Below are 11977 nucleotides of genomic sequence, written 5' to 3' on the forward strand. Positions count from 1 at the left end.
AAAAATGGCAGAAGAGTTGTACCCTCAAGTTTTAGTAAAAGGGGCTGGCGCTATAAAGGTAGCAACGGTTGGCGATAGTTTGACCTATGGATATGGATTAGGGAATCGAGAAGAAGATGCCTACCCATCTATTTTAGCGGATTTGCTAGGAAGTCATTATCAAGTTAGCAATTTTGGGCTTAGCGGTCGTTCCTTGCAATCAACAGCTGATTTTCCTTATTTTAATGAAAAAAATGCGCAACTTTCTTTAGAAAGCGATGCGGATATTGTTATCATTATGATTGGCAGTAATGACAGTCGAGGTCCCTATTGGAATAAGGAAAGATTTGTCAGCGAGTACCGAAAAATGGTAGAGCGTTACATAAACTTACCAAGTCATCCAGATGTTTTTTTGGTAGTTCCACCATTTGTACCAACCAGTCGTTTTGGGCTTAATAATGCGATTATTCGAGATGAACTGCAAGTACTTATCCCAGAAATTGCAGAAGAATTTGGTGTGACAGCCATCAATCTTTATCCTTTAACAGAAGGAAGAGAAGAATATTATAGTGACGGCCTTCATCTGACTCCCCTAGGGAACCAACTAGTAGCGCAGACCGTTTTTTCTCATCTATTAGGGTAAAGGGTCAAGGATTTTTTTGGAAAAATATGCTATAATTGTAGGAAAGAGATTGTTTAGGAGAGTTTGATGGTAAAGCGAGATTTGATTGCGCAGATTGTGACGGGGATTTTAGTCGTCATCGGTCTAGTTGCATTGCGGATATGGTTCTTTGAACCGGTAACAGTAAATAGCCAAATGGCTAATCAGTATTTGGAAAAAGGCAGTCTAGTAGTTGCTTCTAAAAGTTCAAAATTGACTTATGGTGATTTTGTTCTGTATCAGGTAGATGGTAAAAAATATGTAGGACGAATTATTGCTGCTCAGAGTGATACTGTGACCTATATGGATGATGTCCTCTATCGGAATAATAAAATCATTGATGAACAGTATTTGAAGACAGAAAGCCCAGAAGAGTACTTCACAGAGGACTTAACCATTGCCACCTTAACAGAAGGAGAGCATGTCTCTGTTCCTAAAAATGAATTTTTGCTCCTCAATGATAACCGTTCAGACAAACGTGATAGCCGCCAATTCGGACTGATTGCAAAGAAAGATATTATTGGCCAAGTCTTTTTCAGACTTAGCCCGCTTAAAAAATTTGGATTTATCGAAACCGGACTAGCTCAGTAGAGCTAGTTTTTTCTATGCCCCTTAACGATTGCGAAGCAGAGCTGGGGCTGGTCAGAAGAGTTATTGAACTTATATTTTTATATGTAAGATGGACTGCCGTATCTGTCTTTATGTAGACAACTTCCTAATAGACTATACCAATTTATTTCTTGACAAGTAAAAAGACTTGTAATATACTGTACACATTGAGGTTTTTAGTTGGAAATATAACTAGACCAATTTCTAATTTATAGATGAAAGTAATCGAAAGGTTAAAGGTATTACAGTATGTGTGGAATTGTTGGTGTTGTAGGAAATACAAGTGCAACCGATATTTTGATTCAAGGGCTTGAAAAGTTGGAGTACCGTGGATATGATTCAGCAGGTATTTTCGTAACAGGAGCTGGAACAGGTCGCTTGGTGAAGTCAGTTGGTCGTATTGCAGACTTGGCAGCAAAAGTTGGCGAGCACACAGAAGATACAATTGGTATTGGTCATACTCGTTGGGCAACACATGGTAAACCAACCGAAGATAATGCTCACCCTCATACATCTGAAACAGGTCGTTTTGTCTTGGTTCACAATGGCGTGATTGAAAACTATTTGGATATCAAAAACACCTATCTTGCTGGTCATACTTTGAAAGGTCAAACAGATACAGAAATCGCTGTTCACTTGGTCGGTCAATTCGTTGAAGACGGTTTGTCTGTTTTGGAAGCCTTTAAAAAAGCTCTCCATATCATCCAAGGTTCATATGCATTTGCCTTGATTGACTCTGAAGATGCAGAAACAATCTACGTTGCTAAAAATAAATCACCACTCTTGATTGGTCTTGGCGATGGCTATAACATGGTCTGCTCAGATGCCATGGCTATGATTCGCGAAACTAGTGAGTACATGGAAATCCATGATAAAGAGTTGGTTATCGTGAAAAAAGATAGCGTTGAAGTGATGGACTATGATGGAAACGCAATCGAGCGCGGTTCATATACTGCGGAACTAGACTTGTCTGATATCGGTAAAGGTACATATCCATTCTACATGCTCAAAGAAATTGATGAGCAACCAACCGTTATGCGTAAACTCATTTCGACCTATTCTGATGAAGATGGCAAAATGATCGTTGACGCAGATATCATCAAGGCTGTTCAAGAGGCTGACCGTATTTATATCTTGGCAGCTGGAACTTCCTACAATGCTGGTTTTGCTTCTAAAAATATGTTAGAAGCCTTGACAGATACACCAGTTGAATTAGGAGTAGCATCAGAGTGGGGTTACCACATGCCACTTCTTAGCAAGAAACCACTCTTCGTTCTCTTGACCCAATCTGGTGAAACAGCGGATAGCCGTCAGGTATTGGTAAAAGCGAATGAAATGGGAATCCCAAGTTTGACCATCACCAATGTACCAGGTTCAACCTTGTCTCGTGAAGCAACTTACACTATGCTCTTACATGCTGGACCAGAAATTGCCGTAGCTTCAACAAAAGCCTACACAGCTCAGATTGCAGCACTTGCCTTCTTGGCAAAAGCTGTCGGTGAAGCAAATGGCAAACAAGAAGCAATTGACTTTGACTTGGTGCATGAATTGTCACTCGTTGCCCAATCCATCGAGTCAACTCTATCTGAAAAAGATGTGATTGCGGAGAAAGTTGAGAAACTCTTGGCAACAACTCGCAATGCCTTCTATATCGGTCGTGGCAATGACTACTATGTAACCATGGAAGCAGCCCTCAAATTGAAAGAAATTTCATATATCCAAACAGAAGGTTTTGCAGCTGGTGAATTGAAACACGGTACTATTTCCTTGATTGAAGAGGGAACACCGGTTATCGCTCTCCTTTCTGCCAATGAAAAAGTGGCAGCTCATACGCGTGGTAATATCGCAGAAGTTGTATCACGTGGTGCCCACACATTGATTATCTCAGAAGAAGGTGTGGAACGTGAAGGTGATGACCTTGTCATGAATCCTGTACACCCATACTTGTCAAGCATTTCAATGGTTATCCCAACTCAGTTGATTGCCTACTATGCATCACTCCAACGAGGGCTTGACGTTGATAAACCACGTAACCTTGCAAAAGCTGTTACAGTTGAATAAACTATCTAGGCTGGAAGAAATTCCAAGCCTTTTTAAATTTTTTAAAAGAAAGCGCTTTACAAAATAAAGCTAAGGATGTATAATTGTTATAACAACTTATCAAGAAACAAACATTTCCAAGGAGAAATAACATGAAAACGATTATTTTAGCTTGTTCAGCTGGTATGAGTACCAGTCTTCTAGTCACAAAAATGCAAGAAGCAGCAGCTAGTCAAGATTATCCAGCGACCATTTTTGCCGTATCTGTCTCGGAATTAATCTTGGAGTTAGAAAAAACAAAAGCAGATGTTATCTTGTTAGGCCCACAAGTTGGTTATATGGAATATGAATTTAAAGACGACCCACGGTTAAACGGAGTTCCATTTGCAGTCATTAATATGATGGATTACGGTATGATGAATGGGGCTAATGTTCTTAAACACGCCCGTGAATTAATGGGAGATTAAGATGACTGAAGAATTTGAGTTGATTTGTTTCCAGATTATTTCTAATAGTGGTATGGCAAAGACCTGCTATGTAGAGGCTCTAAGAGCTGCTAAAAAAGGGAATAGCGAATTAGCGGAATCCAAACTGGAAGAAGCGAGTAAATTATTTATGCAAGCTCACAAAATTCATGCCCAATTGATTCAAAAAGAAGCAGCAGGAGAGCATTTGGACTTTTCCCTTATTTTCATGCATGCTGAAGATCAGATGGCTAGTATTGAAACGATTAAACTATTTGCAGAAGAATTGATTGATCTGTATTTGAAATAGAAAATCATAACCACCCGTTAGACGGGTAGTTTGAACAGGGGCTATAAGCCCAAAATACCAGCCATCGCTAAAGACGTTGGCTTTCACGTTGTTCAAGCCTCACTGCTCTTGACTCGTCACCAGCTTCTCAAAGAAGCATTGGTACTACTTGCCATTATCCCTAAAGGGATCTTCATACTCTTTCACACTTAGTTTATCTAGTGCGATATCATGTTTTTGTATTGATTATAGATGATTTTTCGTCTATACTTAGGGGTGAACACAATGTGATATTTACACCTCCACTTTGTGTGTGATAAACTATGTGCCTTTTGTACCATATTTTTCTCCTTTCGCTTTACAATAGGCTTGAGCACCTTTATTGTACTCCGATTGGAGATTTTTTGTATAACAACCGATGCGCACCCGCATAGCGGGTGGTTTATTGTTTCGCACCTTCGGAGCGAAAACGACTAAAAGTCACATAATATCATGGTAAAAGCCTGGATTTTTTATCCAGGCTTTTACGCTTAATTTGACCATATAAAGTTTTTGTAAATAGGCTTGTTGGTTAATAATTTTTGGTGACTAATCAGTACCAGATTATTGTCTTGATCATAGACGAATTTTGTAATCGTTAAGACCTGCTCACTTTTAGAATGGTGAGCGATTTTTTCCCCTAAAGGACTAAGGGTATACTGTTCTTCAATCGCTTTGATACGGATATTTTTTTCTTTCAGAATTGTATCTAGTGTATGTTTTTCAATGGTTTCAGGAGATATGTTATGAAAGAGGTCATCTTTTAAGACGAGATCTTCAGTAGCAATGGCTGTGTCTTTCAAGTTGTGTTGGACTTTTATGCGAAGAACCTTGGCTCCCTTTGAAAGTCGCATTTGTTGTTGCAGTTTTTGATTAGCTGTTTCTAAACTATAGCCAAATACCACGGATGAAAAATCATCTTGCTTTGTATTATCAAAATGGTTTTCTAAATCTAACATTAGGAAGGTATTGGAGTGTTCATTTTTTATTTGAGAAACAAAAGAGCCCTTTCCTTGGACACGGAAGATGTAGCCCCGTTTTTCCAATTCTTTCATTGCAAGTCGAACAGTCATCCGACTAACGGCATATTCTTCTCCGATTTCTTTTTCGGTTGGTAATTTATCATTTGGTTTCAGTTCATTTTGAATATAGCTTAGCAGACTCTCAAACAATTGAAAATATAAGGGCTGCTTATTGGAATTATCTAGCATTGAATAGACTCCCTTGTATATGGTTATAACATTATTTTTAAATAAAAACAAAAAATAGTCAAGAAAAAGTTGAAAAAAGTTAAAAAAGAATATTGACACCGCTTACAGAAAGGTGTACAATCTGTCTAAAGATAAGTTGTTATAACAAATAATGAGGTGAATTATGGGAAAACGATTATTAGATTTTTCTGCTAAAGACTTTTTAGAAGTTAGTCCGATAGAATTGAAGCAAGCTATCCTTGCTTCAGAAGGCAGAACGATTATGGCCGAAAATGTTCCAACACATCCCCAATTTTTAATGGGTGTTACGAATGCAGAGTTAGAACGTGCAGCAGGAGCTGACTTGATTTTGTTTAATGCTTTAGATGTTTTGCATCCAAAAATCAATGGTGCACCAGAAGAAGCGCAACAGAATCCAATCGCTTGGGTGAAAAAAGCAGTTGGTCGTAGTATCGGGATCAATTTGGAACCGGTTGATCCGAATGCGCCAATGAACGAGAATAGGGCAGAAATTTCGATTGGAAGATTGGTATCACCTAAAACATTGAAGATGGCAAATGATTTAGGTTTTGATTTTATTTGTTTAACAGGAAATCCAGGAACAGGAGTATCTAACGACTCTATTTTCCATTCAATAGATTTAGCGAAACAATATTTTAAAGGTTTAGTAATTGCTGGCAAAATGCATGGTGCAGGAGTGGATGAACCTGTGATGAATTTGGAAATTGCTGAAAAGTTAGTGGAATCAGGAATCGATATTTTACTGGTTCCAGCTCCTTATACAGTTCCACATTTTATGGAGCAAGACTTACGAGAAATTGTTGACTATGTTAAAGAATTTAATAAGGGAAAAACGATTGAAGAAAAGGTCCTCGTCATGTCAGCAAATGGGACTAGTCAAGATTCGGCAGACATAGATACTATCCGCCAAATTTCCCTAGCTGCCAAAGCTTGCGGTGCAGATATTCAGCACATTGGTGATTCATTTAATGGGATGGCTCTTCCAGAAAATATTTTCTGCATGGGCCAAGCTATTCGTGGGCGTCGTCACCAATTAACCATGTTAGCCCGTTCAAATAGTCGGTAATTACTACACTTCAAAAATTATTTAGGAGGAAATCACATGAAGTTCAACATTGGTAAAATTCAGAAGTTTGCTGGAAAAATTTCTAATCAGCGACATCTGATTGCTCTACGTGATGGGATGGCAACAGCAATGCCCCTCATCATTATCGGTTCCGTGTTTATGTTAATTGCAAACTTCCCAGTGGAAGCTTTTGCAAAATGGCTAGAAACCATTGGTATCTCTGCCTTCTTAAACAAGGCTACCGATGCTACATTTGGTATTGTGGGATTGGTTGTTACATTTGCAGTGGCTTATCATTTGGCCAAGCACTATAATATTGACCGTATGTCAGCGGGTATGATTTCGTTAGCATCCTTTGTATTGTTAACACCTGTCTTGACTAGTGACGCTGGGAATGGTTTCCCGCTTCGCTATCTCGGTACTTCTGGTTTGTTTGTAGGTATTATTGCGGCCTTGGTATCAACAGAAATCTTTAAATTCTTTGTTAAAAGAAATATCGTCATTAAGATGCCAGATACCGTTCCACCAAATGTTGCTAAAGCTTTTTCAGCTATTATTCCTGGCGGCGCTATCATTACTATGTGGTTTGTTATTTTGATGATTTTTAAAGCTTGTGGTATCGACAATGTCCATGCACTTATTGCCAACACAATTGCAGAACCACTTAGTGTATTGACTAAAACCTTACCTGGTATTCTTGTAGTGATTTTGATTCAATGTTTCTTCTGGATGTTTGGTATCCACGGAGCTCAGGTAACAGGTCCAATTTTGGAACCACTTTTGATTCTAAATTCAGATGCCAACCGTGTAGCTTTCCAAGCAGGTCAAGAAGTTCCAAATATTATTACATATGAGTTCCTTTACAATTTCGTATTTTCTGGCGGTGCTGGTTGTGTTATGGCGCTTGCAATTCTAGTATTTTTCCGTTCTAAGAGTCAGGAAAATAAAGCACTTGGGAAACTTTCTATTGCGCCAGTCAGCTTCCAAGTTGCAGAGCCTCTTCTTTTCGGTTTCCCAACTATCTTGAATTTCCGCATGGTGATTCCATTTGTCATGGCACCAGTTGTAACAACTCTCATTACCTATTACGCAATGTACTTTGGTTGGGTAGCTAAACCAATTGGTGCTGTGGTACCATGGACAACACCGCCAGTTATTGCTGGTTACCTGGCTTCAGGAAATAAAATTAGCGGAGCGGTTATCCAAATCGTGACTATTCTTGTAAGTATGCTGATTTATTATCCGTTCTTTAAGATGGATGATAATGAAAAATTACACAAAGAGCAAGAAGTAGCAGCCCAAAATAAATAGGCGTATCCTTTCATAATAAGCTCAAAATTCATCCTATTTTTAGTAGAGTTACTGAGGATAGGGTGAATTTTTTGCAGAAATCTTGCTAAATAAGGGAAAAATTCTATGAATAAAAAGATATTATATGCTGTCTCTATTGCTTTATTGTTACTCAGTTCAGTGGCTGTATTTGCTCCAAAGGGGGGAGCGACAGAGATTGATCCTGCGACCTTACCCAAAGAAAATATCTCTGGATTAATTAATGAAGGATTAGATCTTACCCTAGAAAATGGAGAGCACCAGCTAGAATTATTAAAAGACGGAGGAGAACCTGTTGAGACCAAGGTACTGCATTTTTCAACCATCAATCATTATGTTGGAGTCTTAGCAAGTTTTGAAAAAATAAAAATATTTGCTGACAGCGGGAATGTAACGACGAGACCTCGATTTAGTATAGCTGTAGATCTACGTCAAGATACTGGCTACCATGAAATACAAAAATTTGACTATAAATTAGTTGAAGATACGACTGGGAGGTTCTATGAAATAGTTATCCCAGGAAATTATTTATCACATGCTTTTAAAATAAATTTTGCAAATACTATTTCAATCAATAAAGTTGAGGTGTTCGGACAAGTATACCGTCAGAATGTTTTTCGGGATGCTAATTTTCAAATAAATAGTCAAATAGTAGATGTTTATCCAATGTTGGATCAAACTATAAAAACGGCTGTTGAATTGCCAACGGAAACAACTCTAGAGATTACAGCACCGATAGGTCAAGCTTACGAATTGACTCAATTGGCTATCGCCTCAAACTTTTCAAATGGTCAGGGGATTAAAACAATTCAGCTATCTTATAAAGATTTACGAACCAAAGAGTGGATTAGTTTGGCTAATTATGCTCCAGAACAAGCCCAGCGACGTCAGAGTTTCATGATTCAATTGCCTAATATTTTTACAAATAAGATAAAGGCTAGCATCAGTTTTAATGGGACATGGAACAAGGGAATCATCACAGAGTTCAACGCAATTGGCCTACAGAAAACAAATTCGGTTTCTGTAGCTGATAGCATTGATCATGTCGATCAAATATTTACAGATTCAGAAAGCTTACAGCTAAATTGGTTGAAAAATGAAGGAATTCCATTAGAAAATTATCACTTTCATCTAAAGTCATCATCCAAAGAAAATGTGATTTCTCTTGATCAAAAAATCCATCATTCGACGAATGAGGAGCAAGTCAAACTTATTTATGAAGTTTCTGCCTCAGATGGTCAAAAGTCTGAGACGAATGAGATAACCGTCACTGTTCCCGCAAAGGATGACTGAAAAGTGTATGCAAAACTTATGAGCGATAGGAGAAGTTTCCTAAGAAATCCTGCAACTGGTTGGGTTGCCTATGTGGAGGGATTTGAATCTTCTGTTTATAATTTATATGGAACGACTGTACACAATCCCAATGCAAGAAATAAAGGACTGAGTTTACAGATTGACACGGCAAGCGATGCTCAAGAATATTGGCGCCAAATGGATCAACTAGTTGATGCAGGGATGCCTCTTAATATACTTTATATCCGTCAACCATGGTCGTGGTTTGAACCAACAGAAGGTCATTATGCTTGGGATAATCCAGACAGCGCCTTATCAGGGTTGATTGAAGGCGCTAGGAGGAGGAATATCCAATTAGCTTTTCGAGTTTTAACGAATTCTGCGAGTGGAGGTCGTCAGGCAACGCCCCAATTTGTTTTTGATAGTGGCGCCCGTTGGACCAATGTGGATGCAGGAGCCTATATCGGTAGAACTAATGAACCCTATTTAGATGATCCGATTTTTATAGAGAAATTTGAGCGATTTATTCAAGCATTTGCAAATCAATTTGATAACGAAGATACGGCATTTATTGATGGTCATGGTCATGGAGAGTGGGGGGAAATGAATAACCAAATGTATACCTCTACGTTTGCCGATATGAATAAAGTAGTTGCAAGACTGCAAAGTATTTATGAAAACTCCTTTCATCATGTTCTTCTTGGTGGACAACTGATGAGTCTGAAGGGTCAAAGGACTATTCAAAAATCATTCGATATAGATGGTGCAAATTTTGTGATGCGACGTGATGCTTTTGGTTCGGACCTTTATTTGAACCCCCATAAACAGGTGATTCGCGATTTGCGTAGTAAGGGAATACCTCTATTTGCTGAGAATTGTTACCACCATTTTCAATCACGTGATTTTCGATGGTCAACTGCGATTGACCTTCCGACTGGTGGAGGTCCTAGGGAGTATGGTGGTGATGATCCATTTTATACAATGCATGCTATGATGAAGAAGGTAGTGGATGACGCTGTTGATTTAAGGGCCAATACATTGGATTTACGCACCTTGGAGGATTGTAAACTTTTCACTTACTATGGTAAAGATTTATTAGATAAATTTACGAGTGAGGGAGGATATCGTATCTCCTTGCATGAATTATCATATGCGTTACACTCTGAAAATGAGAGAAATATTGCCATCGATAGTGAGTGGGAAAACTTAGGCGAGGGAATTGTCCCAAATAAAAATAAAAGATGGGGCAATAAAATAAAAATTGCGTTTGCCCTCTTGAATCAGGATGGGAGTGTAGCGTATAAGGATATTTTATCAACCGATGAGTTAAATGTTGGTGATTTTGAAAGAGACCAAATTATCAAACATAGTCATACTATGAAATTAGGTCTAGATATTGAAAATGGGCAATATAAGCTGGCGGTCGCTTTAGTAAATGAGAAGAAAAATTTTCAACCGTATATTCGGTTAGCAAATTTTAATGAACAGACAACAGATGAATGGTTTATTTTAGGAGACGTACAATTACCATAGTCATTCTGATTGTTACAGTTGAATAAAATGTAAAAAGAGAGTGACCGTTCTGTCAAGCCCCAGATAAAATGGACAGTTAAAAAAAGTTAGTTTTTTAGAAGGTATGCTTCCCTAAATTCTAAGGGAGTCATACCTTTTAATTTTTCTTGTGGTCTGTGGTCATTATACCAGTCGATGTATTTCCTGATTTGATGGACGAGGGTTTCTCTATCCTCAGGCGGAAACAGTCTCAAGGACTCACTCTTCAAGTGGGAAAAGAAATTCTCATATGCCGCATTATCATAACAATTTCCCTTGCCAGAATGAGAAATGGTTACACCATATTGATCTAATTTTCGAAGATACTGTTGATTAGTATATTGAAAACCTTGGTCAGAGTGAAGGATACAGACTTTGGTTGAATCCCAAGAATCGTGAAAAACCAGGTCTATATTGTCAAAAACTAACTTGTTATCATTGAAATCTGATAGCGTATAGGCTAAAATGGAATTGTCATAACAATCTTTTATGACACTTAAGAACCTCCTCCCTTGTTTGTGGTAAACGTAGCTGACATCTGTCGTCAGTTTTTGGAGAGGACGTTCTGCTTTAAAGTTTCGGGCAAGCACGTTGTAGTGGACATGTCTTGCCTTTTCATTTATCTCTCGTTGCGTGCAGGATTGATACCGCTTCTTCCGAATCGGAGACTGGTGACCAAGAATACGCATATAACGCAAGACAGTCTTAGGGTTAGGAGAAAGTTGATAGTGTCTTCTCAGTTGATAAGAGATGAAGCGATAGCCTTTTTGAGTGTCATGGAAGATAGCTGTAATCTTTTGGGCTAAGTTTGCATCAAACTGTTTATAGACCGGTCTCCCCTTGCTCAACCAAAGGTAGTAAGAAGACCTGGGGAAGCCGAAATAGGCGCATAAAGAGGAGACAGAGTAACAATCTTTCAACTGCTCCACGACTTGATAGAGGTGGACTCTTCTCACGGATTGAGGAGAGTCCTTAAGGTCTTTAAAATTGCATTCTCCATTCGTAGATAAGTATTCTGTTCCTCAAGGGTCATCTCTTCTAGATTCCTTGTTTTGGGACGACCAGTGGACTTTCTACCTCGTAAATCTTGGGAGAGTAAAGTAGGGTCTTCTCGGTATTTTCTTGTCCAAGTTAAAACTTGGTTGTCTGATTTTAACCCATATTTTTTGACAATAGAAGGCATCCCTCCGCTCTTTCCGCTGAGGTAGTCTTCAACTACCTGTAGTTTGAACTCGGGTGGATATTTGGTGAACTTGCTTCCTTTTTTTCCATGAGAAAAGAACCTCTTTATCCTTATAAGAGCAGTATATAACTTTTTTATACTGTCCATTATAAGCGGTTCTTTTCAGTTGTTCTCTCTTTTTTGCATATATATACAAAAAAACAAGTTGGTAGACAAAAAATGAGAGAAGTGTGATATAATAA

The 11977-nt window shown here is 38.4% G+C and carries 12 protein-coding genes and 1 pseudogene; 9 read left to right on the forward strand and 4 right to left on the reverse strand.

Annotation, left to right across the window (positions count from 1 at the left end; genetic code table 11):
• Positions 1-4 precede the first annotated feature (4 nt).
• The 5 genes from ACHUFA_RS06060 to ACHUFA_RS06080 all read left to right on the forward strand — a co-directional run bounded on the left by ACHUFA_RS06060 (position 5) and on the right by ACHUFA_RS06080 (position 4063).
• The gene (locus tag ACHUFA_RS06060; protein ID WP_394405193.1) at positions 5-622 is read left to right on the forward strand and encodes a GDSL-type esterase/lipase family protein; all 618 of its coding nucleotides are present in this window, start codon (positions 5-7) and stop codon (positions 620-622) included.
• A gap of 66 nt (positions 623-688) precedes the next feature.
• Positions 689-1231 carry a signal peptidase I gene (gene lepB / locus ACHUFA_RS06065; RefSeq protein ID WP_394405194.1) on the forward strand — a complete coding sequence of 181 codons (543 nt, stop codon included), beginning with the start codon at positions 689-691 and terminating at the stop codon, positions 1229-1231.
• Positions 1232-1498: 267 nt separating this feature from the next.
• Positions 1499-3310: a glutamine--fructose-6-phosphate transaminase (isomerizing) gene (gene glmS / locus ACHUFA_RS06070; RefSeq protein ID WP_222350013.1), complete on the forward strand. Its 1812-nt coding sequence runs from the start codon at positions 1499-1501 to the stop codon at positions 3308-3310.
• A 131-nt stretch (positions 3311-3441) separates the two neighbouring features.
• Positions 3442-3756, forward strand: coding sequence for a PTS sugar transporter subunit IIB (locus tag ACHUFA_RS06075; protein ID WP_394405195.1), 315 nt, complete (start codon positions 3442-3444; stop codon positions 3754-3756).
• 1 nt (position 3757) lies between these two features.
• Positions 3758-4063 carry a PTS sugar transporter subunit IIA gene (locus tag ACHUFA_RS06080; RefSeq protein WP_394405196.1) on the forward strand — a complete coding sequence of 102 codons (306 nt, stop codon included), beginning with the start codon at positions 3758-3760 and terminating at the stop codon, positions 4061-4063.
• 206 nt (positions 4064-4269) lie between these two features.
• Here the strand turns inward: ACHUFA_RS06080 and ACHUFA_RS06085 are convergent.
• A pseudogene (locus tag ACHUFA_RS06085) lies at positions 4270-4383 on the reverse strand (transposase); the annotation flags it as partial.
• Positions 4384-4572: 189 nt separating this feature from the next.
• Positions 4573-5292: a GntR family transcriptional regulator gene (locus ACHUFA_RS06090; RefSeq protein ID WP_222350010.1), complete on the reverse strand. Its 720-nt coding sequence runs from the start codon at positions 5290-5292 to the stop codon at positions 4573-4575.
• A 163-nt stretch (positions 5293-5455) separates the two neighbouring features.
• On the opposite strand from ACHUFA_RS06090, the gene ACHUFA_RS06095 reads away from it, so the two are divergent.
• The 4 genes from ACHUFA_RS06095 to ACHUFA_RS06110 all read left to right on the forward strand — a co-directional run bounded on the left by ACHUFA_RS06095 (position 5456) and on the right by ACHUFA_RS06110 (position 10534).
• Positions 5456-6379 (forward strand): DUF7916 family protein, encoded by a 924-nt coding sequence (locus tag ACHUFA_RS06095; protein WP_222350009.1) that lies wholly within the window; start codon positions 5456-5458, stop codon positions 6377-6379.
• A gap of 36 nt (positions 6380-6415) precedes the next feature.
• A complete protein-coding gene (locus ACHUFA_RS06100; RefSeq protein WP_222350008.1) occupies positions 6416-7690 on the forward strand; it encodes a PTS sugar transporter subunit IIC in 1275 nt (424 codons plus the stop codon).
• A gap of 105 nt (positions 7691-7795) precedes the next feature.
• Positions 7796-9001, forward strand: a complete 1206-nt coding sequence (locus ACHUFA_RS06105; RefSeq protein ID WP_394405197.1) for a hypothetical protein — start codon at positions 7796-7798, stop codon at positions 8999-9001.
• Between the two features lie 3 nt (positions 9002-9004).
• On the forward strand, positions 9005-10534 hold the full coding sequence (locus ACHUFA_RS06110; RefSeq protein WP_394405198.1) for a hypothetical protein: 1530 nt from the start codon (positions 9005-9007) through the stop codon (positions 10532-10534).
• Between the two features lie 86 nt (positions 10535-10620).
• Here the strand turns inward: ACHUFA_RS06110 and ACHUFA_RS06115 are convergent, their stop codons facing one another.
• A complete protein-coding gene (locus ACHUFA_RS06115) occupies positions 10621-11508 on the reverse strand; it encodes an IS3 family transposase (protein ID WP_394405199.1) in 888 nt (295 codons plus the stop codon).
• Positions 11505-11882 (reverse strand): transposase, encoded by a 378-nt coding sequence (locus tag ACHUFA_RS06120; RefSeq protein ID WP_394405200.1) that lies wholly within the window; start codon positions 11880-11882, stop codon positions 11505-11507. The genes ACHUFA_RS06115 and ACHUFA_RS06120 overlap by 4 nt, the downstream gene beginning before the upstream one ends.
• Positions 11883-11977: the final 95 nt, after the last annotated feature.

This window comes from Streptococcus hepaticus (genome assembly GCF_043656315.1).
Lineage (GTDB): Bacteria > Bacillota > Bacilli > Lactobacillales > Streptococcaceae > Streptococcus > Streptococcus hepaticus.